This window comes from Microcoleus sp. CAWBG27, from assembly GCF_020883145.1.
Classification (GTDB): Bacteria; Cyanobacteriota; Cyanobacteriia; order Cyanobacteriales; family Microcoleaceae; genus Microcoleus.
This window is the reverse complement of the sequence record NZ_JAHREU010000060.1, coordinates 1-26,127: the sequence shown is the minus strand read 5'-3', so window position 1 is coordinate 26,127 and position 26,127 is coordinate 1. Positions and strand designations below refer to the sequence as shown.

Genomic DNA, 26,127 nt, shown 5'->3' with positions numbered 1-26,127 from the left:
TGTGTAGAGTGATTTAATCTGATTTGTAGGGCGAGCTTAGGCTTGCCCTATTTTTTTATGAAACAGTTTTCAGCCCGCATTCCGCAGTTATGGCTTTGATGAGTAAGGTTTTTCATGTATTCACTTTATAAAAAACATCTGCGCCTGTCTTTTCTAATTTTGGTATTATTGTCTGATTTTTGCGACGACATAAAAAAAATTTAATTCACAGATATTTCCTAATATATTCCCTTGTGGAATCCTTGAGCTAATACCATTTTTTTAAAGTTATGACAGACTTTAGCAAACAGGGAAAGTGGATACATTACAATGTCTTGTCGTCCTCGATCTCTATCGGATATTTAGAAAAATGGTATAACTCAAAAAAGCCTGAAGTGCTTGCTGGGCAAACACTTCAGGTTTGAATTTTTTAATTTCATAACCATCAATTCTATTTAAAGATCTGCGGAATCTGGGCTATAATTCAATACGGTTTACTTAAGATAGTCCGAAGAGAGGAACGAAGCAATCTCCGTATCTATTTCTCATCGGATTTTACCCCCAGGGCGCTATACCAGTAAACGGTATTGGGCTATAATTAATGACAACAGTCAACAGTCAACAGTCAACAGTCAACAGTCAACAGTCAACAGTCAACAGTCAACAGTCAACAGTCAACTCACTAAATTCCAGCAGCAGTAAAAGCTGCCCAGTGATAAGGATTGGCAAAAGGACAGGGTTTGCGGTTGCGAATTTGCTGTAAAGATGCTTCAGCAATCAGGCGAGAACTTTGTGAAAGCCGATCGAACATTTGCGAAATTTGAGGCTGAAAATCCGCCAGCAACACCTCCAATTCCTCGCCTGTCAAATCCCGCAGCCACCTTTGAGCCTCCGCAAGCGATCGCGCCACATCTCCCACTTGCAATCGAGGAAAACGCCCGAGATTTTCATAAAACTTGCTCGTCAGCAGCAGCGTTGAAACATCATTCACTTTCCACAGGCTGCTGACAACACTAGATGTGCCAGCATACAACAAACCCGCGGACAAACCGACAAAATCTTCTGTACCGCTGACTGAGCCTGCTGCAATTTCGCAAGCCGATAAAGTAACTAAAAAGTATTGCCGACAATCGAAATTAAAAATTTCCTCCAAAGTCATAGTATCATTTCTCACAAATACGCCTGATTTGAGCGGGAAAGCGAAATCAAGCACGCTCAAACAAGCAAAGTGAGCGCATTTTTTCTGCTGCACTTGTCCTATTTTCGCGGATGAATCCCCATCATTTACAGATATCGATCGAGAAAAAGCCTCTTTAATTGCTGGCTTCTGTCGCAAAATTTCTGTACTGGAAAAACACTGGGAAATATTGCCGATTTCCAGGTTGCTGTAAAGCGCATCTCTGCTGAAAGTGGGAACTGCCAACAGGTGCTGCAAATTCGGTCTGTAGCGGCCGATAGCTGCGCTGCGCGCGATTTGTCTCAACCGCAATAGCTGGCAGCTAGGAGCATAGCGAATTCCTCCGGCAAATCGATCGATCAAATAAGCAGGAGGAGGTGAAATTTCCCCAAAGGACGAACTGTGAGAAAAATCCGAACTGTTGTGCGTATCCAAAAGATCGAAACCGCTGCGATCGCCGCCATGAGACCTGAAAATTGCCCCGGTGTCCTGCAACCCGTCTCTCACCCCCAAAGGCAAAGCATGGAGCGGCAAAGCGTGCAAAAATCGGTGCGGCACCACAATTAGCCGATCGCAATTTTCCGGAATCAGCGCCACCACTCGATCGATTTCCAACAGCGCGGCCAAGCGTTTGAGGCGAGCCGGGAGATGATTGATCCAGCGACCTTTTTGCTCGGAATAAGCGCTGAGGTACTCTCCGGCCCAAGTTTCGGCAGCTAAAGCATTTCCCGCCGCACAGAGGTGAACGGCGGGATATTCTGCACTCTTCACCACCACAAAAGCCACTACCAAATCCTCCAAACTCGCCCACACCACAGCAGCGCAATTGGCATCAGGCAACAATTGGCGAATTTGCTCGAAAGTAATGGGTTCAACTTTGCGAGCTAAGCTGAAGAAAGGGTCGTTTGCCTGCACCTCGCGCGCAATCAACCCATCAAACTGCCGCCACAATTGATTTAAGTGCATAAAATCGGTGTTCGGCATCAGAGAACCGCTGTTCAAACCAGAGGTGTCGCCCTCAGAAATCAAGCTAGTGCTGGGTTCGGGTTGTCGGTGTTGTTGCTGCCGCTGTTCCCTGGCTATTTCCAGTTGCAATGACTCCAACTCGCTGCGTACCGCTGCCGGAATGTCGCCTTTTGGGGTCAGGGGGGATTTAACCAGGAGTTCTACCAAATTCCGATTTTTGTGGCGTTCAGCGTATTCCAGGGCTTTAGCGTAATATTCCGGCTGGCCCGGGCCGAGTTCTAGGCAAACTTGTACGAGGGATTTATAGAGTCCTCTCCAGGTGCTGACTAATTTGGCTTTTGAGTTACTTCCCCGATCGCCCAAATCTGCCGCATCAACCCCAACTTCGCTCCGCAAGAATTCCACAGTATCGACAGCAGTAGTAAAAACGCCGTAGGCGCGCAGCAACTCGCCTCGCCTTCGGTAAGCTTCACCCAAATAAAATAAAATTTGTGCCCAACGGTGGGGATAGGTTTCGCGAGTGTAGATTTGGCCGGCACTGTGATAGCAGGCGATCGCGCTTTCGATGCGAGACGAGTTTTCCGTCTCCGTCAGTTCCGAAAAAGCTCGGCCCAGATAAATTTGCAGCATGGCCCAGCGGTGGGGAGCAGCCTGCTTGGTGTAGACTTGGGCTGCATTTTGATAACAGGCGATCGCGCTTTTGAGATTGCGGTTTTTTTCGCCTTTGACGTGTTGGCTGAAAGCGCGGCCGAGGTAGGCACAGAGCATTGCCCAGCGTTCGGGAGTTTTTTGGCGGTTGCAAAAGAGCAAAGCATTTTGATAGCAGGCGATCGCCATTTCCAGATTTTCCGCTTTTTCCCCTTTCACCCGGAGACTGTAGATCCTGCCGAGGTAAGTTTGGATCGAACCCCAGGCTTCGGGAAATTTGATGCGAGTGTAGACTTGCAAAGAATTTTGAAAGCAGGTGAGTGCCATTTCCAGATTTTCCACTCCTTCGCCCTTAATTCGATCGATAAACACCCGGCCCAAATTCCTTTGAGTCGTCGCCCATTGCAGCGGAAAAGCTTCCTTAGTCCGCACTTGTAAAGCTCTCTGGTAGCAATTGACAGCGTATTCGAGATTTTCTGCCCGATTCCCCCGCAGGAACTCATAGTAAGCATTTGCTAAATTATTTTGAGTCGTCGCCCAGCGCCGGGGAAACATCTTGCGGTTGTAGACTTGCAAGGCATTGTGGTAGCAAATGACTGCCTGTTCGAGATTTTGGGCTTTGTCACCGCGCAGTCGGCGGCTGTAAGCGCGGCCGAGATTGTTTTGAGTGCTTGCCCAATCTCCCCCAAAACCTTCGCGGTTGCGAACTTGTAGGGCGTTTTGATAGCAGGCGATCGCAATTTCGAGATTTTCGGCCGCATCTCCCCTGAGGCGCTCGCTATAAGCGTTTCCCAGATTGTTTTGCAGCGTCGCCCACTGTTCCGGGTACTGTTCGCGAGTTCGCACTTCCAGGGCATTGACAAAGCAAGCAATGGCTTGTTCGATATTTTGAGCCTTATCGCCTTTGGGGCGATCGGTATAAGCATTGCCCAGATTATTTTGCATGACTGCCCACTCTTGGGGAAAGTCTTTGCGGGTAAACACCTTAGCCACGGTTTCGTAACCGGCGATTTCAATTTCCAAGTTATTCGCCTTGCTACCGAGGGGAAACCGCCCTATTTTGTTGCTCAGATTGCCAATTAGGGCCGCAATGCGCCTCGCCTCTGATTCTTGGGCAGTAGGGAGTACCAAATTTGCCCAACGGCGCAGCAGATCCGCAAAATTCTGGTCGAGTTTGTCTAAATTGTTTCTCAGCAGCGCGTACACGTGCTGCGAATCAGGGTTGCGCGCCACTGCTTGCAATACTTCTGCTAAAAAAGCCAGATATGCTGCGCCGGTTCCGGGCAATTTAGCATTGCTTTTGGCAGATTCTAAGGGTGCGATCGTCCTTTGAAAGAATTTTGCAGCTTTGAGCAAGCTGTCTCGTGTCAGTGCCGGCTCTTCCAAGTACAGCATTTGCACAAACCCAAAGTCGATCGACTTTGAGTCAGTCCTCAAAATCAAATCTATTCCTGAGTCCACAGGATTTTCCAGCAGCGCTCGGAGCATATTAACATCAGTTTCGCGACGCTGTTCGTCCATCGTGCATTCCGCCGAACTATTAACGATAGGATTGCTGCTTCCGTGCAGCCATATGAAATCAGGAACTGTGTGAACGAACCTGACGGTCAACGGAGTACCGTTAGACCGCAGGCTTCTTTTTCCTTTTTTGCAAAGGCTTTTTTGAGTGACGGAGTTCCCCCGCCACTTTGATAATTCAGAGCAATCTTTTTGATAAGCTTAGCCGAATTTTCATCTCGATCTAAAGACTCGCCACATTGACAAGAATGCCACCGTTGGGACAACTCTTTCGGCACTTTGCTGAGGCAATTCCAGCAATACTGAGAAGTCCCCTTTGGATCGACGAACAAAACATTTTTACCCAACTTCCAGGCCACATACTTGAGGACACTAGCAAATTGACCGTGAGCAGCATCAAGCATTGATTTATTCAAACCGCTTTTAGCTGATTGACCATTTGGGAGATAAATCAAGCTATCACCTTCAATTTCACTCTTGACTTTGGCAAGTCTGGTCAGATTCTTGATACTCAAATCTTCAACCACCAAAACAGCGCATTTGCGAAACAGCTCATGTGCTGTTTTGAATTGAAAATCAAGTCTCGCTAAAGCTACAAACTGATGCAGTCTAGAAATCTTGTTTTTGATAACTTGCCAAGGCTTAGAACCTTTGACTCTACTAGCTAGTTTTGCCTGAAGCCTTGCTAATTTCTCGGCATATTTCCTTAAAAATCTAGGGTTCTCTACTTTTTCGCCATTAGAAAGGTAAACATAGTTAGTAATCCCCAAGTCAATACCAAGAGTGTTTTCATCAGTCGGTTGAATCTCTACAACCGTCACAGGAACCGTCTTATCTTCTAGCGTCAGGGCAATATACCACCCATCTGCTTCTCTAACAACTGTCCCCATCTTAACCACGAATCCTGTTGGTATTGGGCGATGGAATACCATCGGTACTTGACCTATCTTCGCTAAATTCACACAAATTCTACTTTGCTCATCCTTGATAATATCTAAATTATATAGTTGAGGATAAGTAAAAGATTTGTAGTAGTGAAATCCCTTGAATTTAGGTCTACCTCTGCGATTGCCATTTTTGTCGGGTGTGGTGAAATTTGAAAAGGCAGTTTCCACTCGGTTAACCACATCCTGCAAAACTTGAGAATTTAAAGCTTTGTAATCAGGAAACAGTTTTTTAGTGTTTTTTAGATCGGCTAACTGGATGGTTTGCCACTGCACGTAACCGCCTTCAATATTTGAGAAAACATCACCTTTCCTGCTCAAAGGATTGCCTGATTCATCTTTCTTTCTGCCATCCCTAGTTTGCACTCTAGTCAGGGGAATGTTTTGGTAAATTTCCTTAACGGGAACTATGCAGGCAGTTAAGGGGCAAGCGTTAACTGGCGTTCTCGTCGATTCCCACCATCTAAATCTTTCACTCAATCGGTAGTTGTATTGACGGCGACAGAACTCTAGGTGAGTCGTGATTGTTCGCAATTGGGCTTTTGTGGGTTTGAGGCGGTATTTGTACGTGAGTTGCATTGGAAACCTCCTTTTTTTCGACCTGCTCACAGTATAGATGGAGGAGTTCGTATTTCATTGCTTCCTGTGGAGGCGTCACTGTTTCTGCGCTTAGGAAGTATATTGAGAATCAGGACGCCCCCGAAAGTCGATCGGTGATAGCTGAACTCAATTGTCGGGCTGGTGTTCCTCCGACCGACGAGCCTTTCATCCCTGCGGTAATTTAGTCGGGGTACTGAGCGCTGCAATTGAGATTCATCCCTCTAAATATACCCTTAGACTTCCCGGCAGTTAGTTAACTTGAAGACTTAGGTAGAAGAATTAAAGCAACCGGGTTTTTCCAGCATACACATCCGCACAATGCAGTCTATCTGGCCCAAAAAACCTGTTTGTGCGCCACCCCTAAACCAGATAAACCCGCCCCGACAGACTTGCAGCGGGGCGGGTTTACATTTACCATCATAGGACTTGGCTACAGAAACCGGGTTTCCGAGAAACGATCGGATTTAGCCATCAGAAATCTCGAAAGCAACGCGGTTTCTGTATAGTGCGCCTGCATATTTGCGCCATTTGCAGTGCTACAGATCGCAAAAATTAACCCAGTTGATTTTAGTGTACCGCTTGAGAGCGCAACGCTTCCTCAACTGCAAGCAAAGCCCGATCGACTTCAGCAGCAGAAACAATTAGAGGCGGGACAAACCTCAACACCTTCGGCCCGGCGGGAACCAACAGCACACCAGCGGCGATCGCAGATTTAACAATATCAGCCGATGTCAGTGCAATATCAGCCTGCAATTCCAGCCCGACAATCAAGCCCCAGCCCCGCACCTCAGCAATCAAATTCGGATATGCAGCCGCCAGCTTGTTGAGGCCAGCTTTTAACTGTGCCCCGCGCTGCTGGACGTTTTCCAGCAGGTTTTCCCGTTCTAAAGTTTGGCACACGCACAAAGCGACAGCGCAAGCAAAAGGATTGCCGCCAAAAGTGCTAGCGTGACTTCCCGGTTCAAATACATCGCAGTGAGACTTGCACAGCATAGCGCCGATCGGAATACCGCCGCCCAATCCCTTCGCAGAGGTAAAGATATCCGGTTCAATCCCGAGATTTTCGTAACCCCAATATTTACCGCTGCGTCCCATCCCGACTTGCACTTCATCGAGAATTAGCAAAATGCCTTTTTCGTCGCAAATTTCCCGAATCCGTTGGAAATAGGCGATATCTCCGGGGCGAACTCCCCCTTCACCTTGCAGCGCTTCCAGCATAATTGCAGCTACTTGGCGTTCGTCTTTGTCGAGTTCGTCGATCGCGCTTTCGATCGCGCTAATGTCATTGTAAGGAACATAGTGAAATCCAGGAACCAACGGACTAAAACCCTTCTGATATTTAGGTTGTCCCGTCGCCGTAATCGTCGCCAAAGTCCGCCCGTGGAAACTAGCAACAGCAGTAATTATGGTCGGATTCGAGATATTTAATTGTTCGTGGGCGTACTTGCGCGCCAGCTTAATCGCCGCTTCATTAGCTTCCGCACCCGAGTTGCAAAAGAAAGCTCTGTCCGCGCAAGAATGATCTACAAGCCACTTCGCTAGCTCGCCCTGTACGGGGATGTAGTAAAGATTAGAAACGTGGTGCAGCGTCTGAATTTGCTGAGTTACCGCTGCCACCATCGCCGGGTGCGCGTGTCCCAGAGTGCAGGTAGCAATACCCGCCACAAAATCGAGATATTCGCGGCCCTCGGTATCCCAAACGCGGCAGCCGAGGCCCCGTTCCAGGGCGATCGCAAAACGCCCGTAAGTAGTCATTACATAACTGTCGAAGCTCTCAGAACTGAACAAACTGGCTTCGGCTTGCACGCTTGGTTCTTTTAGTAAGGTTTCTGGACTCACGAATTGCTCCTTAACACAGAATATCTAGACCTCGATTGTACGGTAAAAATCCAGCTTCGCGTTGCAGGCTGTTAATTTTGTCATAAAATTGTAACAGTAACAGCAATTAATCCTCACAAATCTACTGATGAGTTATTACATTTCTCCTAATTTTCTCGATAAAGTTGCCGTGCACGTCACAAAGAACTTTTTAAATTTACCAGGGGTAAGAGTTCCCCTAATTTTGGGAATTCACGGCCGCAAAGGAGAAGGTAAAACTTTTCAAACCGAACTGGTTTTTCGGCGAATGGGCTTTGAGCCGGTGATGATATCTGGTGGAGAATTAGAAAGTCCCGATGCCGGAGATCCGGCGCGTTTAATTCGCTTGCGCTACCGCGAAGCTGCGGAGCAAATTCGAGTGCGGGGCGAGATGTGTGCAATTTTTATTAACGATTTGGATGCCGGTGCTGGCAGGTTCGATACTACTACTCAATATACTGTAAATACTCAGATGGTTAATGCCACTCTGATGAATATTGCGGACAATCCCACCAACGTGCAGTTACCGGGAAGTTATGACAGCACGCCACTGCACCGAGTACCAATTATTGTCACCGGAAATGACTTTGCTACGCTGTACGCGCCGCTGATTCGCGACGGGCGGATGGAAAAGTTTTATTGGGAACCCAGCCGGGATGATAAAATTGGGATTGTCGGCGGAATTTTTGAGTCCGACAATTTGTCACAAACCGAGATAGTGGGTTTGGTAGATAATTTTGCAGATCAGGCGATCGACTTTTTTAGCGCTTTGCGATCGCGAATTTACGACGAACAAATCCGAGAATTCATTCACAAGATAGGAATCGAGCAAGTTTCCAAGCGTTTAGTCAACACTCTGGAAGCACCGCCAGATTTCCCGAACCCTAATTTCAGCCTCGCTCATTTATTAGAAATGGGTAATTCAATGGTAGGTCAACAAAAGCGGGTTCAGGAAATGCGCTTAGTAGATGAATACAACCAATCACGGCTATTTAACGTTCCTGGAACTGTCAATGTCCCGGCTGCGGCGCCAACGCAAAATCAACAAAACGACCCATCCTCGAAATATTATAAAGCTTATGTCGAACCCAGTTCGACTATTAGTAACGGTCAAGCTGTGCGGCTGAGTAGCGAGGTATTGGAACAAGTGCAGCAGTTGTTAGCAAGGGGCTGCAAAATTGGCATAGAATATGCAGACAATCGCCGATTTAAAACAGGTTCCTGGCAAAGTTGTGCGACAATTAAAACTGCACAGGAAAAAGATGTGGTTGCATCGTTAGAAACTTGCTTGGCGGAACACGGCGGGGAATACGTGCGGCTGATTGGTATCGATCCAAAAGTCAAGCGCCGGGTAGTTGAAACAATTATTCAGCGGCCACAGTAGGCTGTGTTTTACCACACCTTACAAATTCAAGAAGACGCTCGCGGTTGAAACCGCGTCTATACAAGCAAAACCCGCAGACGCGGGTTGAAGACAAAGACGGTTAAAATTATGTTATCGTCTTCAGTCGGCGTCCGGCTGACATCGTTTGTGTAGATGCGGTTTCAACCGCCGTCCAATCTAAATTATGCTGCAAAAAATTATCAAAGGTTTCCCGATCGGGCATAGCAACCTGAGCACCCACCTTAGTTGCACACAGAGCACCCGCTGCACAGCCCCACACCACCGCCTCTGACAAGGACAGACCGCCATCTAGCGCCGCAGCCAACCCGCCGTTAAAAGCATCGCCAGCAGCCACAGTGTCGATCGCCCTCACAGCAAAAGCAGGCACAAAAAAGCTCTCCTCCGGAGTCACAGCAACCGCCCCGCGATCGCCCAATTTGACAATAACATTCTCGACACCGCGCTGCTGCAACTGTTTGGCTGCCCGAATCGCCGTTTCTGTGTCATTCACTCCAAAACCGACTAACTGGCCCGCTTCCACTTCATTCGGCGTGAGGATGTCGATTAAGGGATAAAGTTCGATCCTCTTCGTTGGCGTAGCCCCCGTAGGGGCGGGCTCCGCTAACGACAAATCCGCCACAGCCGGCGCCGGATCGAGAATCACTCGCACCCCCGCTTCACGAGCAACTTTCGCCGCTTTCAGGACAATTTCTATCGGGATTTCTAACTGTAACAGCAACGATGTAGCTTCAGGCAACACTTTTTTAAGACGTTCTATATCTGCATCGCCAACATTATTATTTGCACCCGGAATCACAATAATATTATTTTGACCGCTATCGTCTACGGCAATAATTGCCACACCTGAATGAGTGCTTTTATCTATTAATATATTTTCCGTACTCAAACCATAGGATTGTAAACTTGTCAATAATTGTTCAGCAAATTGATCGTTACCAACGCGGCCGATGATGTGGGTAAAAATGCCGAGACGCGCCGCTGCTACCGCTTGATTTGCTCCTTTACCGCCGCCGGCCGTGAAAAAATTGCTACCGATGATAGTTTCTCCTGGCTGTGGCAATCTGGGAGTTTTTGCTGCTAGATCGATATTGATACTACCAAATACAATAATGCTCATGGATGGTTAAATTTGCTAAGTGATAATTAGGTTTGTAGTGAGGACTTCAGTCCTCTGATTTTAATATTGAATTTAGTAATTGGTAATTAGGTTTGTAGTGAGGACTTCAGTCCTCTGATTTTAATATTGAATTTGGTAATTAGGTTTGTAGTGAGGACTTCAGTCCTCTGATTTTAATATTGAATTTAGTAATTGGTAATTAGGTTTGTAGTGAGGACTTCAGTCCTCTGATTTTAATATTGAATTTGGTAATTGGTAATTAGGTTTGTAGTGAAGACTTCAGTCCTCTGATTTTAATATTGAATTGGCTAATTGGCAATTGGTAACTGTCATTGGTAATTTGTCATTGGTAATTGGCTTATCTTGCTTATTTCTTGATTTTTCCATCTAACTAATGACTGACAACTGTCAACTGTCAACTGACAACTGTCAACTGTCAACTGTCAACTGTCAACTGTCAACTGTCAACTGTCAACTGTCCCCTGAGACGTGCTAGAACTGGTATGGTCTACATCGGTCAATGCAATGGCTGCACTCACTCTCGATCGCAATCCCTGTGTCCTGCTAGTAGAAACAGACGAAGTTCTCGCCGGACACTTAAGTCTAGACTTAAAATCCTCCGGCTACGAACCAGTAATAGCTTCTAGTATCGCCACAGGCCAACATTTAGCCCATAAATTGCAGCCAGCTTTGATTGTAATCGATCGCATACTTGGCCCTGAATCCGGGCTGTCGCTGTGTTCTCACCTCCGAAGTAGCGGCAATCGGGCGCCAGTGTTATTATTGATCGGTCGCGATACAGTGGACGATCGCGTGGCTTGTCTGGAAGCTGGCGCAGATGATTATTTTCTCAAACCTTACCGCACTGAGGAGTTTATGCAGTTGGTGCGCTTGTATTTGCAGCCGGATAACACCAGCAGCGAACAACTGAGGTTTGGTGATTTAGTTTTGGATTTGGCGTCTAGGCGAGCTCTACGCAACGGACGGGCGATCGACCTGACGATGAAAGAATTTGAACTGCTAAAGTATTTGATGGAACATCCCCGCGATGTTTTGACTCGCGAACAAATTCTAGAGAATGTTTGGGGTTACGATTTTCTGGGCGAGTCGAATGTGATTGAGGTTTACATCCGCTATCTGCGTCTCAAAATTGAAGATGATGGCGAGAAGCGCTTGATTCAGACTGTGCGCGGTGTTGGTTACGTGATGCGCGAAGCTTGAAGTCAGTTGACAGTTGACAGTTGTCAGTTGACAGTTGACAGTTGACAGTTGGTTATTTGTTATTTGTTATTTGTGAGTGGTTACCAATGCCCGATGCCCGATGCCCAATGCCCAATGCCCTATTAGCAATTGGGGTAATTCTATTTCTGCTGGGATGTTCGCCGGCTTTACCTGTCGCAAATTCTGGTGTTAATGGTACTTTGGCGGATCAGTCTCCGACGGCGACAACATCCGGTCAAGTTTTGCCTGTTTCTGCTAGAGCTCGGATAGCCGATCGCCAGATCGAACTTGAAGTCGCCAAAACATCCGAACAACAGGCTATGGGTTTAATGTACAGAACTTCTTTGGCCGATGACAGAGGAATGCTGTTTGAGTTTAAACCGGCGCGCTGGGTCAATTTTTGGATGAAAAATTGCAAGATTTCTCTGGATATGATTTTTCTGCGGGATGGAGTCGTGACAGCCATCGCAGCAGAGGCACCTCCTTGTACAGCCGATCCTTGTCCCACCTACGGGCCCGATACTCCTGTCGATCGAGTAATCGAGCTCCGGGGCGGCCTGGCTGCTGAACTTGGTGTCAAAGTGGGCGATCGGATTGAAATCGAGTTTTTATAGTAACACTTCGGGCATTTTCAGCGCTTGCACATGGGGCTAGAAACCCCGTTTCTTCCTTCTATTTCCGGTTCCCAGTCGCAAAATTTAGTAGAAACCAGGTTTCTGAACTCACTCCCCCTCTCCCTCTCCCCCTCTCCCAATCTCCCCCAATCTCCCCCAATCTCCCCCAATCTCCCCCAATCTCCCCCAATCTTCTCCAATCTCCCCCTCTCCCCCAACTGTCAACTGTCAACTGTCAACTGTCAACTGTTGAACCCCTCTCCCCTGTTCACCTCCGGCTGAGTTCGGCTTCGAGAAAACCTCAAAAAATTAATAAACTTTACAAAACTTGATAATATCTGTTAAAGTATTAATGTAAGATACAGCACAAAGACCAAAAGATTTGCTACGATGTCAATCTCAGTTCGTCTGGGCTTGAGCTTGTTTGCAGAAGCTGTAGATTGTTGGTTGCAGGTATGAGAGGAGTCAGCGACTCGTTACCAATCCTGAGAGACGATGCTCAGCCGATCGGATTCCTGGCACGAAAAGAAATTCTCTGGAACTTCTGGCGCTAAACCTGAATCTACTAAACCTGTCGGAAGTAAGATGCTACAAGCCAAATTAAGTGGCAAAGTTAACTTAAGGTAGCAAGGTCGGCTGCGATCGACATATCTGACAAATATTGCCCAAGTAGATTTGCGGATTCTGCACTTTCGCAGATGAAGTTAAACTCTGAACAACAGTGCAATTAGTTTAGGTAGCAGAATTTCTTCAGATTCGCGTTGCACAATACCGAGGTATTCAGTTTAAGTTCGATCGCGCTCAACAGGCGATCGGGCAGACAGCAGCAAAAGTGCAAAACCTTTCACTTCTTGGGAAAGGTTGGCTTTAGAGTCGCACTCAACAGTCAAGTTGGGATTTTCCACAACCGCTAATACTGTTTTAACAGCTATCGACGGTCAAGAGACAGATTTAAAACTGGCTTATTACTAATTAAAAACATCAGGTTCGCATCAGAAAATGGTGTCCTATACATGGAGACAAAATCACATGGCACCCGCTACATACACTAGATTAATTCGATTTTTACAAGAAGATTTGGCAATCTCTCCCGCGTCCATCGCTGTCGCCGAACGGGTTGGCGGTGACGAAAAACGGCAGCGAGATCGAGACCCTAATTCCTTGCCGATGGTTCTGTGGCAGTACGGTTTAGTCACTCTGGAACAATTGGATAAAATCTTTGATTGGTTGTCCCAAGCATATTAAAAGGATTTTAGATTTGAGATAAAACCCAAAATCCAAAATCCTTTAATAACTGAGATTAAGATCCAGCTAACTCTTTCGCAGCAGCGGCGATACCGGCACCAGGAAGGCAGCCTTCATGACCCAATTCTTGCAACACGACTTCCAAAGCGGAAATAGCTGCTAGAATATCGCGATCGCACACAAAGCCCAAATGACCGATACGGAAGATTTTACCTTTCAAATGGTCTTGTCCGTCGGCGAGAGCAATATCAAACTTCTTTCTCATCAAAGTTCGTACTTTTTGAGCATCTACAGACGCGGGTGGCATAACTGCGGTAATGGCAGGACTGGCGGCATCATCAGCAGCAAATAATGGCAAACCCAAAGCTTTTACAGCGGCGCGAGTAGTTGTCATCAAGCGCTTGTGTCTGGCGAAAACGTTTTCCAATCCTTCGCCTTTCATCATCTGCAACGATGCTTGCAGGGCAAAAAACATATTGACTGGCGGAGTAAAAGGAGTCGTATTCTTGGCAGCGTCTTTGCTATATTTACCCAAATCTAAATAATAGCGGGGCAGTGTGGCAGTTTTGTAAGCTTTCCAAGCCTTAGGACTAACGGCTACAAAACCCAAACCCGGGGGAATCATGTAAGCTTTCTGAGAACCAGAAGCAATCACATCTAGCCCCCAAGCTTCCATTGGCACGCTGACAGCACCTAAACTGGTGACAGCATCAACCATAATTAAAGCTTCGCCGTGGGCTTTCACGTGGCGGTTGATGGTTTCGAGGTCATTCAGGACACCGGTAGAGGTTTCTGAGTGAGTGACGATGACTGCTTTGATTTGCTTCTCGGTATCTGCTTCGAGTTTTTCGCGGAAGTCTTCGGGGTTTAAAGGTTGGCCCCATTCAGCTTTAATAATTTCGGCATTTAAACCGTAAGCTTGTGCGACTTCAGCCCAGCGTTCGCCAAATTTGCCGTTGCATCCGACTAAAACTCGATCGCCCGCACTCAAGAAATTAATTATCCCAGCTTCCATCGCGCCGGTACCGGAAACCGTCAAACTCAGTACGTCGCCGCTGGTTTGGTGCAGCCATTTCAGGTTTTCGGTACATTCAGCAAAAATCGCGTCAAATTCCTTGCTGCGGTGGCCCATCGGGTGTTTTGCCATTGCTAGCAAAGCCGCTTCCGGCACCGGTGTCGGGCCGGGAATCATCAGCATTAACTTGTTGTCCATTATGTCGTCCTAACTTTTTCGATGGGAGTTCTACAGAATAAATCAAATACGATCGGTTGGTACTCTAAGTTTTTTAACTTTTAATGCCAGTATGGTTAGTTTCATTTAAAGACCAACGGTATTCTACTGCCAAGTTCGATCGCTCGCAGCTTTGTTCTAATTGCTTTTGAATGGCAAGGGCTTTACGCAGGGTAATAATAAGTTGGTGAACTTGTTGCTGTTGGGGCGATTGTGGACTGACAGCAAACATCGTTTTGCGTTCTAACAATTGAAGTAACAATTCATAATGAATGTACGAAGGAAGGGGAATTGGCTCCATGAAAGCTAACATACCTCAGCGAACCGATACCCCATTGCAAGTGCATGGGGCATCACAGGTGAACATTAGATGCCCGACTTCTTATTTGTTTTCTAACCTTACAAAAACCCCTGCTTTGCCGATCGAATATTCGGGGCTGGGTGCGTTGGTAACGCTAAATTTTGCGATCGACTGGCGAGAGCGAATAGATTTAATTGCTTTCTGGCAAAATATTTCTACGCAATATAGCTTTGAGTGCTATTTTTTTTTTCAGTTAGGCGCTTGAGTCGATGCAGGCTCGAATTTCTGATTATTTACCTACTCAATCATTTTTTATCAGAATTCGGGGGTGTTTGTCAAGCAGTCTCGCCTTTGGTGATGTGCGGGTGCGCCTCGACAAGGGCGGCTAAAGCCACACCCGGATCTGGCTGCTTGACTAGGGATTCGCCGATGAGGACGGCTTGGACTCCGGCGCTGGCGACTTGGCTGAGGTCGTCGGCTGTATGGATTCCTGACTCGCTGACAGTGAGGATGCTTTTTGCTTGAATTTCGGTTTGGCGCGCGGCTAATAGTTGGCTGGTGGTTTCTAGACTGACGGAAAAGTCTTCTAGGTTGCGGTTATTGATGCCGATCAGGTTGACTCCTTCTAGGGTTAATACTCGATCGAGTTCTTCGAGAGTGTGAACTTCTATTAAGGCCGTCATGCCCAAAGTCTTGACAATTTTCACAAAGTATTGTAAATCTTTGTCAGATAAGATAGCTGCGATTAACAATACAGCATCGGCGCCGCTAATCCGGGCGAGATAGATTTGGTAAGGATAGATAATAAATTCTTTGCAAAGTAGGGGCAAATCGACGGCGGCACGGATTTTAGAGAGGTTGTCGAAACTGCCTTGAAAGAACTTTTCATCAGTGAGTACGGAGATGCAGCTAGCGCCGTTTTCTTGGTAGGATTTGGCGATCGCCACCGGATCGAAATCTTCGCGAATTACGCCTTTACTGGGGGAAGCTTTTTTAACTTCGGCGATGATTGCTGGTGTGGTTTTACCGTTTTTGAGTGCGCCGAGGAAGTCGCGGATCGGGGGTGCAAAGGGGAGTCTTTTGTGAAGTTCGGCTAAGGGCGTGCGATCGCGCTTTTGGGCAACTTCCGCTTCTTTTTGCCAGACAATTTCTTCGAGGATGTGCCGGGGCTTGGAGTCGGGTACGGCGATTTCGTAGCTGAGGTAGAGTACGGAGACTGAGGTGCTGGGGGGACGGCGGCGGATTTGAAGCATGATAGGGGGGATAAACAGTTGACAGTTGACAGTTGACAGTTGACAGCGAGGTTTTTAGGCTGGGGATTTATACCTTACCGCGATCGCCACAAGTTTCAACCTATTATATAATAGAAGTCTCTATTACGATTAATTGAACAGAAACAAACTCGGATTGACCTGAAAAAACTTTCCCAAAGCCTCAGCTTGTTTTTTTGTAATTTCTAGCTGGTTATTAATGATTTGATTTACTATCTCAATTGTATCCATAATTTCCACTAAATCCGCTGGTTTTAAACTTCTAGCGTCCATCAAATGAAGAAGTCTTGAGTGGGGAGTTGAAGCATTTATTTGATAATGTGTTTCTTCAAAATCTTCAATTAATTTTACTAAGAGTTCTAGCAGGGTATCTTCTTCGGGAGTTAGATTGTTCCGAGAGAGCAAGCTTTCAACAATTTCTAAAAATATCTCGTTTTCATCTTCATTTTTGATGATTCGCGGTTGATATTGAGATAGCAAGCTGCTGTACCTGTCAGAGTCAAACATTTTGCGATCGTTCAGATGTTGTGCAGATACCTAATATTATCAAATTTAAGGGCGATCGGCAAAAACCCAAAATCTAAGAAACCGGGTTTTTTGCTAAATCACCGACTGTAATGAAAGATTCTCGAAAAAACCCGGTTTCTCGGCACCCACGCGTCCGTGACTACGGTAGAAACCTTCATAAACCGGGTTTTTCGTAGTTTTTAGGCGGTGTAACGATATTCTCGGAAAAAACCCGGTTTCTGACCAAAATAAACAAAAGTCGATCGCACATTTCCAAATTCCAGATAATTCAATGTAGGGAAACAGTATTGCCGTGTCCTTAGCTGGATCTGCTATATAATTTTTATTGCTCACAGATTGGGCGGGAATAGTTAGTTTTGACATACTCTTTTAGGACTGGCCCAAGGGTGAAGAATGTGCGATCGCCCTCCGGGATTTTTTCAACTAACGAACGCCGTCCCAAGGATTGCATCACTTTCAAAAATTGCGATCGAGATAATTGGATATTCTCTGGCACTTTTGCGAGTGAAACTGGCGCGGTTTCACTCGCCAGCCATGACATCACCTGTTTTTCGGACTCGGATAAGCGATTAAATGGCTGATGCAATAAAGATTCTAGATCGCCTAAAAATAGTGTATCCTCAGACAAAAATTCCGAGAGGCTACCGTTAAACAAATCTTGAATCATTGTAGCAACTATTTTTAACCACAAGGGATTGCCTCTGTATTGTTCAATTAGTTCTGACCATTTTGCATCTTCAGTTAAACCTTTTTCTTTGAGGATTTCCCCCGCTTCTGCACCTAAACCATTGATTTGTAACGATCGAACAGGTTGGTTTTGACCTTCTAATGCGGCGATTTCTCTGGGTTTTTCCGAACCTATCAGGATTAAGCAACTGTTGTGATATAATTCTGCTACCTGTCTGAATAGCCTGCCGTAATCTTCATATCCAGGTTGGTAATTGCCAGCAAGTTGTCCGCTGCTATTCACCATTTGTACGTCATCAAGTATCAGCAGACAGCGGTATTTTTGCAAGTATTCTAGTAGGGGGAATCCCCCCGCGATCGCCCCTTCTTCTGGGGCGGGCACGGGGGCACCGCCCCTACGGAAAGATTGAATTATACTTGTTTGAAGTATTGGCAGGGGTGGAGATGTGGCGAGACTTCGCCAGATGACGAAATCAAATTCATGTTTGATTTGTTCGACAAGTTGTGCGGCGATGGCGGTTTTGCCAATGCCGACTATGCCGTGTATGGCGAGTAGGCGGGTGTTTTCTTGTAGAATCCACTGTTTGAGGGTGGTGAGAGAGGTGGTGCGATCGTAGAAAATGCTAGACATAGGCATTTCAGCTAAGAATTGACGCACTTTGGGTTCAGTGTTGTCTTTGTTTAGAACTTCTTCCTCAATTGGTGATGAGACTTTTGGGGAATGTGAACTATTTTCACAGAAGTTGACGTTACCAATGTGTACACAATCTTTATTATTGAAGTTACAGAGATTTGAGAATTTTAATCGCTCGAACGTGACTCTAAAATTTGATTTATTGACTTCTTCGCCTAATACTTCTGATAGTAGCTTCCATAGTTCAGAGGCAATATCTTTAATGTGACCTTCACTACAGTGAGATTCATCTGCTATTTTTGAGTATTTCTGACCTTGTAAAGTTCCCCGCAGTATCACCTCTTGCAAATTGTCTAAATGTTTTCCCGTATTGACAAAAACTAGGTCGTCTGCAATTTTTAATATTTCTTGAACGTCCATAGGTCGGTGGTATAGGAGTTTTACCTATTATGTCCTACTTTATCCGACTTTTTCTGGTCTGACCTACTTTATCCGGCTTTATCCGACTTAATAAGCTAAAAGGAAATTAAAATTCCCTACTTGTTCCGACTTTTACCGACTGTACAAAACGGAAGAATTACGAAAAAATAATATTTATATGAGGCACTCATTAAGTTTATTTCAATATAAATAATATGAAAGTAAGGCTATTAATTTTGGGGCTTTACCTACCAGTAACGATTGGTATGGTGTTGTTTGGTAACGTCGAGCCATCGAAAGCTGGCTGGAATCGAATTGGTGGCAAGGGTATGACTCAGTACATGACATCTAATAATAATCAAGAACGTCAAAATGGCGGGTTATTCTTGATGGGAATAGGAATAGTAGGAGGTGTTATAGCCGCTGCTGTTAAAAAACAATAAGCAACACCTATAGGATTGTCAAATTGAATTTTTATATGTCCTTAAAAGCTGGCTTATCCTCGATATTAGCCTACCTGATTCGACTGGTATATAGATTATTTCAACAAAAATAATCTTTGTTCAGATGATGGCTATCGCTTTAGTTTAGTTAAATTTCTAATATTTATGAATACTTACCCAGTGATTTTGTATCCACTTTCTATTGAGAAAGCTTTGGCAAGCTTACCTCCAGTACCAGAACCACCTAAAGTTTCTCCTCCGCCAATACTTCAACTACTACCTAAGCCAGAAGAACCAGAAGTTTTTATTGAATCACCTCCTGTCAGGATGAAATTAATTCCATTATTTCTTTCTGAACTAGCAGTATCTATAATCAGTGCCTTAGTTGGTAGTGCTAGTAATAGCATGGGAGCCGGATGGACTTTTTTTATAATGTTAACATTAGGAGTGTTTTGGTTTGGTTATACCCAGGTTAAAAGCTATCCTATCAGACTTAGCCAATATCGGGAAGAACTAGCAGCTTACCAGGAAAAACGAAAGAGTTATCCTAAAATTATTAAAGACTGGGAACAATCCATACATCAAGAGGAAATTAAACATAAGGAGTTGCTTGCTGAAGGGGAACGTCAAAAGCAAAACTTAGAAAGAATCTACCAACAGGAAGTTGAAAACTTACGAACTCCCCAAAAAGTCAGTGATTGGAGGATGGAATCTTGCAAAAAAGAATTTTCATCACTTAACCCCCAAAATTTTGACATAGAACCAGCGGAAGACAGAAGAGGATTCACAGAATACCCTGACAATTGTCGATTTCCTAACCTGCTCAGAAACTATTTTGGTGATGATAAAATATTCATCTTAAAAAGGGTATTGTATTACACACCAGATTTTGCCTATGTCGATCCTGAAAACAACTGGTTTTCAATAGATATTGAAATAGATGAACCATACACCCCACGCCAATATCCTAACAATTCTCCGTTGATACCAACTCATTGTATAGGTCAAGACGATAACCGTAACTACTTTTTTCAACAGCATGACTGGTATGTAATTCGTTTTAGCGAAAGACAGGTATTTCTTTATCCTGAAAGTTGCTGCAAAGTGATAGCTCAACAGATTTATACATTTACAGGTAACGAATCAGTTTTAAGGCAGTTTGATAAGATTCCCGACTTACAGTCAGAACCATTGTGGACAGAAGATAATTCCATCAATAAAGCCGAAAGACAAGAGAGATTAAATTATAGGCAAGTCATGCCATCTGGCCGTTCCCGCCTCACAATCAGAGAAATGCTGGAAAACGAAATGCTGAAAAGAGCTAAAAGGGATTGAAGTGCGATTGCTCTTTTGTATAATCAAAGAATCCCGATCGCACACAACTCAATGGAATCTCTACCCAATAATTGGGATGAACTTGCTAAAATATTAGAACCTATTCATATATAGCCTTTCTCAAAAAGATGAGGTATAACTGACAGCTCGATAACCGCTTAAACTAAAAGGGCTGAAGCCCAACAACGTACCTCATCTTTGTGAGAACCGCTATAAGTCTTCTCGCAACCCAACATCTAGAATCCTGCGATTACAAAATACGCGGTTATTGGGATAGCAATAAGTTTTATGAAGAGATAGCTTTTATTCATCCCATCTGTGCTGAGTTAATTAGCCGATCGATCGGCACAAATATCATCAACAATTACCCGACTTCTTGAAAAAATCGGGTATCTAAAAATAGTCCTGGACGCGCGGGGCCAGAAACCGGGTTTTTTACGAAAATCTTTGCTTCTAACCCGCAGATTAGGTAAAAAACCCGGTTTCTTTGGGCGCAGTGCATAAGTCGTGTCAAACAAGAACTCCGCCCCTACCAATTAATGACCGCCCGCCGCCCCAGCCGCCCGTTTAAACGCTTCATCCAACACTTCCGAAAGCGTCGGGTGAGTGTGCACTCGGAATGCTAAAGAGTTCACTGAATCCCGCTGGGCGATCGCATTTGCCGCCTCCTGAATCAAATCCGAAGCGTGCAAACCAAAAATGTGAACTCCCAACAATTCCCCAGTATCTTTCCGGTAAATCACCTTAGCCATACCGTCGGTTTCACCCTCCGCAATAGCTTTAGAATTTCCCTTAAAATAACTCTTGACAGAAGCGACCTCAAACCCTTCGGTTTTTCCTAACTCCTTCGCCGCAGATTCAGTCATCCCCACATAGCTAATTTCTGGGTGAGTAAAAGCCGCCGCCGGGATGCTCAAATAGTCTACTTCGCGAGTGCGGCCGCAAATATTTTCGACGGCGGCAATTCCTTGAGCAGATGCAGCGTGGGCTAACATCATTTTGCCATTAACATCGCCGATCGCCCACAAATTCGCGATCGGTTCTCCCGCCGCCAAAACCTGCATCTTATCGTTAACTGGAATATAGCCGCGCATCGTTTCGACGCCAACAGTTTCTAATCCCAAATTCTTGCTGACGGGAACTCGGCCAGTTGCTACCAAACAAGCGTCAACTTCCAAAATTTCGACAACTTCTTTAGTTTTGAAATCAGCTAATTCAATAATTACGGGGGAACCAGGGATAATTTTCTTGGCTAACAAACCAACTTTTGTTTCAATATCGCGCGGTGCAATTAACACTCGTTCTGCTAATTTAGCAATATCCGGGTCAAAAGTTGGCATCAATTGATCTAGAGCTTCAATCATCGTAATTTCGCAGCCGAGGGCTGTGTAAATATCCGAAAACTCCAAACCAATATAACCGCTGCCAATAATTGCGATCCACTTCGGTAGCGATTCCAATCTGACAGCATCATCGCTAGTAAATACAGTTTTGCCGTCAATTTCTATCCCTGGAGGGACGAAGGGAATTGAACCGGGAGCGAGAATAATATCCTTGGCAGTAATAGTTTTCTCGCCTTTGTCGGTTTCGATCGCAATTTTTTGAGCAGCCGCAATTTTGCCCCAACCTTGGATGACATCGACGTTCAAACGTTTGAGGCTGTTTGTCAAGTCGCCGCGAAGTTTGCTAACAATAGTGTTAGCGTGATTGGCGATCGCCCCGCGATCGAAATCCACACTTCCCAACTGAATTCCCAAAGTCTTGAGGTGGTGTGCATTCCGCATATCCCGCACCCGCCCCGAAGCCGCCAGCAGCGCCTTTGAGGGAATGCAGCCGCGGTTGACACAAGTCCCGCCCATGTCGCCTGCTTCGATAATTGCCACTTTCAGCCCGCAGCTAACCGCGTGTATAGCGGCCCCGTGCCCGCCCACGCCGGCGCCGATAATTGCTAAATCGTAATCAAATCCTTGAGTCACCTTAAAATCTCCTAATGCCTTTGAAATCTTAGGACTCAAGCAAAAAACACCGTCTGTCCGTCCTTTCGAGGTGGTGCGTTGCGATCGCAACCCTTGAACAGTGGCAATAGTTGCATAAGTCCTGTGTCCTTATTCTCGACTAGACTAGGGTTAATTAGACAGTAACTGAGATTTTTTTAGGGTCGATTATGTTGAGCTGGGTGTGCGCCAAGTCTCAAATCACCCTGTCGGCGGGTGTAAAGTTAAGTACAGATTGATGGCTGACAATGCCCATTCGTGTCAACAATCAAGTCAAATGCAGTGCCGGTGTAGTGTTTGATGCTATAGCCTGGATCCCCCCTAACCCCCCTTGTGAAGGGGGGGACAAGAGGTGGTCAAAGTTAACCCCTACTTCTTAAAGCTTGCCCCCTACTCCCCCTTAAGAAGGGGGGAACCGGAAGTGGTCAAAGTCAACGCCTACTTCTTAAGTCTGATCCCCCCCCTTAGCTTGCCCCCTACTCCCCCGGATAGTCGGGGGGAACAAGAGGCGCTCAAAGTCCCCCTTCTTAAGGGGGATTTAGGGGGATCGGGCCTCGGATAAAAGCCAAATTTCTCAAGGGTTTTAGTTGATTGAGGTTTTGATGTCTAATATCTGCACGTGCCGGCGGGCAGAGTTTATCGGCAAGTTTTGAAGTCTATGGAGTGGCTTATGATGGAAGACGATGACCTGAAAGATTCACGCCGGGCCTCGGCTCAAGCTTTTTTTCAGTCCCTGGATGAATTGTTTGATTATATAGAAGCTTCCAACCCTGATGCGGCAAAGCCTCAGTCTCCGTCGCCTCAACCTAAGCCTGCTAGTGAGTCTGCGAGTCGGCCGAAGAAGGCTAAAGCTAAGAAAATTAATTTGTCGGATTTTGAAGATGCGATCGCAGATTTGGAACAGTTTATCCAGAATAAGCGCCAGAATCGCCCGGAATCTAATCAATAGTGCGACACGTTTTAATTAATTATGTCCGCCAAATGACGGATGATATAAGCTGGCGGACGATCGCCCTGGCTGGATTTTGCTGGAGTTTGCGATCGCGCCAGCGGTTATACTGTGGTTAGTCTTGGTCTGTGAATTGTTTGGATAGGCGATTTAGGCGATCGGTGTTTTGTCGATCGAGCTTGACGAGCACAAACACGATCTTGATTGTTAACTCGCTGGCGGTGTTAATTGTTTTTTCTGGAACCTTGCCAGCCACAAAGGAACCGATACCTACAAGATAGAACAAAACACTGGTAATGATGAATCCACGTATTGCCAGAGAATAGGAATGAGCTTGATGCAAAATTTCTTGTTGAGGAGTGCGATCGATTGTGCTATAATTATCACAGGACAATTGTTGGTTAATATTTAAATGATTATTAGATATTTATCTTCCTGGAAATCTACAAGCATATTGCAGATTAACGATCGAATAAATATTATTTCCTGATAATAATTATGGGGCGATCGCTCAGAGTTTCTCCAGGGTGCATCGAACAAGTAAAAATTGCTGTAAGGCGCAACCGCTTTTCGAGTCAGCAGTCTTTAGCTTCCTACTTGGGATTATCCCTATCCACTGTCAAGAGCTTTTTGAGGGGAGATCCTGTTGATTTTCTAAATTTTGTTGAAATTAGTGAAAAATTGCGCTTAGATTGGCAAACCATTGCAGATATAGAAGTAACAGACACCCAGTCACCTCAGCCTAATCCACAACAAACCTGTGAGGAAACTTCCCCCTTCATCACCGGCAATCCCATTACCAATCCGCGTTGCTTCTTTGGGCGCGAGAAGGAACTCAAACGCCTATTCCATTTGATCAAACGACTGCCCCTGCAAAATGCCGCCATTATCGGCAAAAAGCGCAGTGGCAAAACTTCTCTGCTACAATACTTAAAAAACATTAGCACCACCCCAATAGAAAAGTTACGTCCCAATCAAAAATCTGATTGGTTGCCCAATCCAGAAAACTATCGCTGGATATTTGTAGATTTTCAAGATTCGCGACTTCAGAATCGGGAAGGGCTGCTGCGCTACATTTTAGAATCCCTAAAAATGGCAGTGCCTAACCCTTGCGACTTGGATAGATTTATGGATGTCGTTAGTTATAATTTACATCAGCCCACAGTCATCTTACTAGATGAAATTGGTGTCGGTTTACAACGCTGTCCCGAATTAGATGATGGATTTTGGGAAAGTTTGCGCTCTTTGACAACCAACCAAACAAATGGGAATCTAGGGTTTGTTTTAGCTTCTCCTGAATCACCGATTGAATTAGCGACTAGCACCGGGCATAGTTCGCCTTTTTTCAATATTTTTGGATATACTACAACTCTGGGAGCTATGACGGAAGCTGAGGCGCGGGAGTTGATAGGCAGTTCGCCCATACCTTTTGCTGATGAGGATGTCGAGTGGATTTTGAATCAAAGTGAATGCTGGCCTCTGCTGCTGCAAATCCTTTGTCGAGAACGATTATTTAGTCTGGAAGAGGGGGAAACTGGGGATGATTGGCGTGAAACAGGGTTAGAACAAGTAAAACCCTTCACTCATTTTTAAAAGGTAAATCCCATGAAAACTAATTTGCCTCTAAAGCTGAATCATTTAATCAACATTTTGGCACTAGACGGTGCTGAAAATGAGCTAAGCCATAGCACATTTAAGTTACATAATGTTGAGTCTGAAACGCTATAGCCTTTCTCAAAAAAGTGAGGTATGACTGACAGCTTACATAATCGCTTAAACTAAGAGGGCTGAAGCCCAACAACATACCTCATCTTTCTGATAACCGCTATATCTTGCCTGTAGGTGGCTGGCAATCGGTCTTGCGCCAGCTAATTTATGCAAGAATTTAATTTATCACTATAACTCACCCGCAAGTCATCTATAAGTCATCCATAAGTCAACTTATCTCAACCTTAAACTCAATCACGTCTAAATGTATGATACAGATATGTATTGATGTAAACAGTTGACATAAACAGACTGTATTCATTTAAAGTGATCTGGTCGTTTAAAACAAAAAAGCCAAGTAAGGTGACAACTTACTTAGCTGGTCTTGATTACAAAAAGTAGTTCAACGATTCACACTGTTGCTATTCATGCTTGTCCTCATCCTTGCCCTTGCTCCTATCCTCCATAGGCATAAGTAATTGGATGATAACGGGAAACACGACTGGATCATTAAAAGGTACGTCATTCAAGATGGCGCAAGTCACCACTGCAACAATTAACAGTGGTCGATAAAAATTAGCCATTGAGCTCTCCAATTTGTTCAAAAGTTTAATCAAAGCTTCTGAACGGTAGCTTAACGGTAATGTTCAGGGGGAGCGTGGGTGTCCAGAGTCTAAAGGTACTGGGCACTCTATTCTCTTTTTCCCCTAAAGCAAATCTAACACAGCAATTTTAGCGAGCTGCATTAATTTATTGCTAGCTCATATTTTAATGTTTTATGTATTGGCACTTATTTGTGCATTTTTACTTATATTTTTTGGATATACTAGCTATAGGCGATCGTCCGATCGGCAAACAAAGATTAAACAGGATGTACAAAGGCTAGAAATCTGTGCAGACGTAACAGCCATAAGTAACGCTCACCACAGTATATCGATCGGCGAACTAAACAGTCAAGCCAGCGCCTTACTCAGTAGCTTCAGTCATATCAGCCAAGACGTAGATGCAGCCATCAACCAGGGAAGCGCTTACAACCAGCGTTTCGCCCTCAGTGCTGTAGCAGAAAAATTAAACAGTTTAATACGAGAACTCACCCGCAGTAGCGATAAATATTCTGTTCGTTTTCGCCCTATTGCTACCAATTGGTCTGAAATAGTCACCAACCATATACGAGAACTAGCAGAAGCAGTCGAACTTCGACAAGAAATCGACGTATCCGCTCAATAATTCGGGGTAGGAGAGAAAAAAGTAAGCAGAGTAAAAAAAGTGTTATAAAATAGGATACATGACGCCAAAGACTATTTCACAAGACAAATCATCCTACAATATACTACTG

Annotated in this window: 24 protein-coding genes; 13 read left to right on the top strand and 11 right to left on the bottom strand. The window is 45.1% G+C overall.

Annotated features, from left to right (window positions below; genetic code table 11):
- Nucleotides 1-661 precede the first annotated feature (661 nt).
- Together QZ938_RS25685 and QZ938_RS25680 are read right to left on the bottom strand one after the other, a co-directional pair.
- Nucleotides 662-4,291: a CHAT domain-containing protein gene (locus tag QZ938_RS25685; RefSeq protein ID WP_293354259.1), complete on the bottom strand. Its 3,630-nt coding sequence runs from the start codon at nucleotides 4,289-4,291 to the stop codon at nucleotides 662-664.
- Nucleotides 4,292-4,377: 86 nt separating this feature from the next.
- Nucleotides 4,378-5,811 carry a transposase gene (locus QZ938_RS25680; protein ID WP_293144184.1) on the bottom strand — a complete coding sequence of 478 codons (1,434 nt, stop codon included), beginning with the start codon at nucleotides 5,809-5,811 and terminating at the stop codon, nucleotides 4,378-4,380.
- Here QZ938_RS25680 and QZ938_RS25675 point away from each other — a divergent pair.
- Both QZ938_RS25675 and QZ938_RS25670 read left to right on the top strand, forming a co-directional pair.
- A complete protein-coding gene (locus tag QZ938_RS25675; protein ID WP_293144187.1) occupies nucleotides 5,811-6,017 on the top strand; it encodes a transposase in 207 nt (68 codons plus the stop codon). The two genes, QZ938_RS25680 and QZ938_RS25675, sit on opposite strands and share 1 nt — an antisense overlap.
- Nucleotides 6,018-6,179: 162 nt before the next feature.
- The gene (locus tag QZ938_RS25670; protein ID WP_293144190.1) at nucleotides 6,180-6,338 is read left to right on the top strand and encodes a hypothetical protein; all 159 of its coding nucleotides are present in this window, start codon (nucleotides 6,180-6,182) and stop codon (nucleotides 6,336-6,338) included.
- A gap of 61 nt (nucleotides 6,339-6,399) precedes the next feature.
- On the opposite strand, the gene QZ938_RS25665 is transcribed toward QZ938_RS25670, so the two are convergent.
- A complete protein-coding gene (locus tag QZ938_RS25665) occupies nucleotides 6,400-7,671 on the bottom strand; it encodes an aspartate aminotransferase family protein (RefSeq protein WP_293354257.1) in 1,272 nt (423 codons plus the stop codon).
- A gap of 127 nt (nucleotides 7,672-7,798) precedes the next feature.
- On the opposite strand from QZ938_RS25665, the gene QZ938_RS25660 reads away from it, so the two are divergent.
- Nucleotides 7,799-9,073, top strand: coding sequence for a ribulose bisphosphate carboxylase small subunit (locus QZ938_RS25660; RefSeq protein WP_293354255.1), 1,275 nt, complete (start codon nucleotides 7,799-7,801; stop codon nucleotides 9,071-9,073).
- A gap of 106 nt (nucleotides 9,074-9,179) precedes the next feature.
- Here QZ938_RS25660 and rbsK read toward each other — a convergent pair whose 3' ends face one another.
- Entirely contained in the window at nucleotides 9,180-10,211 is a 1,032-nt protein-coding gene (rbsK, locus tag QZ938_RS25655; RefSeq protein WP_293354253.1) for a ribokinase, read from the bottom strand.
- Nucleotides 10,212-10,736: 525 nt separating this feature from the next.
- Between rbsK and nblR the strand changes: the two genes are divergently transcribed.
- From nblR to QZ938_RS25640, 3 genes are all read left to right on the top strand, one after another.
- Nucleotides 10,737-11,432, top strand: coding sequence for a response regulator transcription factor NblR (gene nblR, locus QZ938_RS25650; RefSeq protein WP_293354251.1), 696 nt, complete (start codon nucleotides 10,737-10,739; stop codon nucleotides 11,430-11,432).
- Nucleotides 11,433-11,539: 107 nt separating this feature from the next.
- Nucleotides 11,540-12,046: a DUF192 domain-containing protein gene (locus QZ938_RS25645; protein WP_293144207.1), complete on the top strand. Its 507-nt coding sequence runs from the start codon at nucleotides 11,540-11,542 to the stop codon at nucleotides 12,044-12,046.
- A 1,029-nt stretch (nucleotides 12,047-13,075) separates the two neighbouring features.
- Entirely contained in the window at nucleotides 13,076-13,291 is a 216-nt protein-coding gene (locus tag QZ938_RS25640) for a DUF2949 domain-containing protein (RefSeq protein ID WP_293144219.1), read from the top strand.
- Between the two features lie 55 nt (nucleotides 13,292-13,346).
- On the opposite strand, the gene QZ938_RS25635 is transcribed toward QZ938_RS25640, so the two are convergent.
- Entirely contained in the window at nucleotides 13,347-14,504 is a 1,158-nt protein-coding gene (locus QZ938_RS25635) for an alanine--glyoxylate aminotransferase family protein (RefSeq protein WP_293354249.1), read from the bottom strand.
- A 73-nt stretch (nucleotides 14,505-14,577) separates the two neighbouring features.
- On the bottom strand, nucleotides 14,578-14,823 hold the full coding sequence (locus QZ938_RS25630; protein ID WP_293144225.1) for a DUF5340 domain-containing protein: 246 nt from the start codon (nucleotides 14,821-14,823) through the stop codon (nucleotides 14,578-14,580).
- Between QZ938_RS25630 and QZ938_RS25625 the strand changes: the two genes are divergently transcribed.
- Complete coding sequence (locus QZ938_RS25625) at nucleotides 14,822-15,088, top strand: hypothetical protein (RefSeq protein WP_293144228.1); 267 nt, start codon at nucleotides 14,822-14,824, stop codon at nucleotides 15,086-15,088. The two genes, QZ938_RS25630 and QZ938_RS25625, sit on opposite strands and share 2 nt — an antisense overlap.
- A gap of 70 nt (nucleotides 15,089-15,158) precedes the next feature.
- Here the strand turns inward: QZ938_RS25625 and trpC are convergent, their stop codons facing one another.
- The 3 genes from trpC to QZ938_RS25610 form a co-directional block, all read right to left on the bottom strand.
- Complete coding sequence (gene trpC / locus QZ938_RS25620) at nucleotides 15,159-16,076, bottom strand: indole-3-glycerol phosphate synthase TrpC (RefSeq protein ID WP_293340769.1); 918 nt, start codon at nucleotides 16,074-16,076, stop codon at nucleotides 15,159-15,161.
- Nucleotides 16,077-16,205: 129 nt separating this feature from the next.
- Nucleotides 16,206-16,601, bottom strand: coding sequence for a transcriptional regulator (locus QZ938_RS25615; RefSeq protein WP_293354247.1), 396 nt, complete (start codon nucleotides 16,599-16,601; stop codon nucleotides 16,206-16,208).
- 343 nt (nucleotides 16,602-16,944) lie between these two features.
- Nucleotides 16,945-18,363, bottom strand: coding sequence for an NB-ARC domain-containing protein (locus QZ938_RS25610; protein WP_293354245.1), 1,419 nt, complete (start codon nucleotides 18,361-18,363; stop codon nucleotides 16,945-16,947).
- Nucleotides 18,364-18,578: 215 nt separating this feature from the next.
- Between QZ938_RS25610 and QZ938_RS25605 the strand changes: the two genes are divergently transcribed.
- The 3 genes from QZ938_RS25605 to QZ938_RS25595 all read left to right on the top strand — a co-directional run bounded on the left by QZ938_RS25605 (nucleotide 18,579) and on the right by QZ938_RS25595 (nucleotide 20,521).
- Nucleotides 18,579-18,806: a hypothetical protein gene (locus tag QZ938_RS25605; RefSeq protein WP_293210391.1), complete on the top strand. Its 228-nt coding sequence runs from the start codon at nucleotides 18,579-18,581 to the stop codon at nucleotides 18,804-18,806.
- Between the two features lie 165 nt (nucleotides 18,807-18,971).
- Nucleotides 18,972-20,141: a hypothetical protein gene (locus QZ938_RS25600; protein WP_293354243.1), complete on the top strand. Its 1,170-nt coding sequence runs from the start codon at nucleotides 18,972-18,974 to the stop codon at nucleotides 20,139-20,141.
- Nucleotides 20,142-20,341: 200 nt separating this feature from the next.
- Nucleotides 20,342-20,521 (top strand): hypothetical protein, encoded by a 180-nt coding sequence (locus tag QZ938_RS25595; protein WP_293354241.1) that lies wholly within the window; start codon nucleotides 20,342-20,344, stop codon nucleotides 20,519-20,521.
- 156 nt (nucleotides 20,522-20,677) lie between these two features.
- Here QZ938_RS25595 and lpdA read toward each other — a convergent pair whose 3' ends face one another.
- Nucleotides 20,678-22,117, bottom strand: coding sequence for a dihydrolipoyl dehydrogenase (lpdA, locus tag QZ938_RS25590; RefSeq protein WP_293354239.1), 1,440 nt, complete (start codon nucleotides 22,115-22,117; stop codon nucleotides 20,678-20,680).
- A 688-nt stretch (nucleotides 22,118-22,805) separates the two neighbouring features.
- Here lpdA and QZ938_RS25585 point away from each other — a divergent pair.
- On the top strand, nucleotides 22,806-23,084 hold the full coding sequence (locus QZ938_RS25585) for a hypothetical protein (protein WP_293354237.1): 279 nt from the start codon (nucleotides 22,806-22,808) through the stop codon (nucleotides 23,082-23,084).
- A 115-nt stretch (nucleotides 23,085-23,199) separates the two neighbouring features.
- On the opposite strand, the gene QZ938_RS25580 is transcribed toward QZ938_RS25585, so the two are convergent.
- Complete coding sequence (locus QZ938_RS25580; protein WP_293354235.1) at nucleotides 23,200-23,478, bottom strand: hypothetical protein; 279 nt, start codon at nucleotides 23,476-23,478, stop codon at nucleotides 23,200-23,202.
- A 104-nt stretch (nucleotides 23,479-23,582) separates the two neighbouring features.
- On the opposite strand from QZ938_RS25580, the gene QZ938_RS25575 reads away from it, so the two are divergent.
- The gene (locus QZ938_RS25575) at nucleotides 23,583-24,677 is read left to right on the top strand and encodes an ATP-binding protein (protein WP_293354233.1); all 1,095 of its coding nucleotides are present in this window, start codon (nucleotides 23,583-23,585) and stop codon (nucleotides 24,675-24,677) included.
- Between the two features lie 885 nt (nucleotides 24,678-25,562).
- The gene (locus QZ938_RS25570) at nucleotides 25,563-26,018 is read left to right on the top strand and encodes a hypothetical protein (RefSeq protein ID WP_293354231.1); all 456 of its coding nucleotides are present in this window, start codon (nucleotides 25,563-25,565) and stop codon (nucleotides 26,016-26,018) included.
- The last annotated feature ends 109 nt before the right edge of the window (nucleotides 26,019-26,127 follow it).

Coding starts and splice junctions, on each gene's coding strand:
- QZ938_RS25685 (WP_293354259.1), bottom strand. CDS start 4,291: ATGGACGAACAGCGTCGCGAAACTGATGTTAATATGCTCCGAGCGCTG.
- QZ938_RS25680 (WP_293144184.1), bottom strand. CDS start 5,811: ATGCAACTCACGTACAAATACCGCCTCAAACCCACAAAAGCCCAATTG.
- QZ938_RS25660 (WP_293354255.1), top strand. CDS start 7,799: ATGAGTTATTACATTTCTCCTAATTTTCTCGATAAAGTTGCCGTGCAC.
- rbsK (WP_293354253.1), bottom strand. CDS start 10,211: ATGAGCATTATTGTATTTGGTAGTATCAATATCGATCTAGCAGCAAAA.
- nblR (WP_293354251.1), top strand. CDS start 10,737: ATGGCTGCACTCACTCTCGATCGCAATCCCTGTGTCCTGCTAGTAGAA.
- QZ938_RS25645 (WP_293144207.1), top strand. CDS start 11,540: ATGCCCAATGCCCTATTAGCAATTGGGGTAATTCTATTTCTGCTGGGA.
- QZ938_RS25640 (WP_293144219.1), top strand. CDS start 13,076: ATGGCACCCGCTACATACACTAGATTAATTCGATTTTTACAAGAAGAT.
- QZ938_RS25635 (WP_293354249.1), bottom strand. CDS start 14,504: ATGGACAACAAGTTAATGCTGATGATTCCCGGCCCGACACCGGTGCCG.
- QZ938_RS25625 (WP_293144228.1), top strand. CDS start 14,822: ATGAAAGCTAACATACCTCAGCGAACCGATACCCCATTGCAAGTGCAT.
- QZ938_RS25630 (WP_293144225.1), bottom strand. CDS start 14,823: ATGGAGCCAATTCCCCTTCCTTCGTACATTCATTATGAATTGTTACTT.
- trpC (WP_293340769.1), bottom strand. CDS start 16,076: ATGCTTCAAATCCGCCGCCGTCCCCCCAGCACCTCAGTCTCCGTACTC.
- QZ938_RS25615 (WP_293354247.1), bottom strand. CDS start 16,601: ATGTTTGACTCTGACAGGTACAGCAGCTTGCTATCTCAATATCAACCG.
- QZ938_RS25610 (WP_293354245.1), bottom strand. CDS start 18,363: ATGGACGTTCAAGAAATATTAAAAATTGCAGACGACCTAGTTTTTGTC.
- QZ938_RS25605 (WP_293210391.1), top strand. CDS start 18,579: ATGAAAGTAAGGCTATTAATTTTGGGGCTTTACCTACCAGTAACGATT.
- QZ938_RS25600 (WP_293354243.1), top strand. CDS start 18,972: ATGAATACTTACCCAGTGATTTTGTATCCACTTTCTATTGAGAAAGCT.
- QZ938_RS25585 (WP_293354237.1), top strand. CDS start 22,806: ATGATGGAAGACGATGACCTGAAAGATTCACGCCGGGCCTCGGCTCAA.
- QZ938_RS25575 (WP_293354233.1), top strand. CDS start 23,583: ATGGGGCGATCGCTCAGAGTTTCTCCAGGGTGCATCGAACAAGTAAAA.
- QZ938_RS25570 (WP_293354231.1), top strand. CDS start 25,563: ATGTTTTATGTATTGGCACTTATTTGTGCATTTTTACTTATATTTTTT.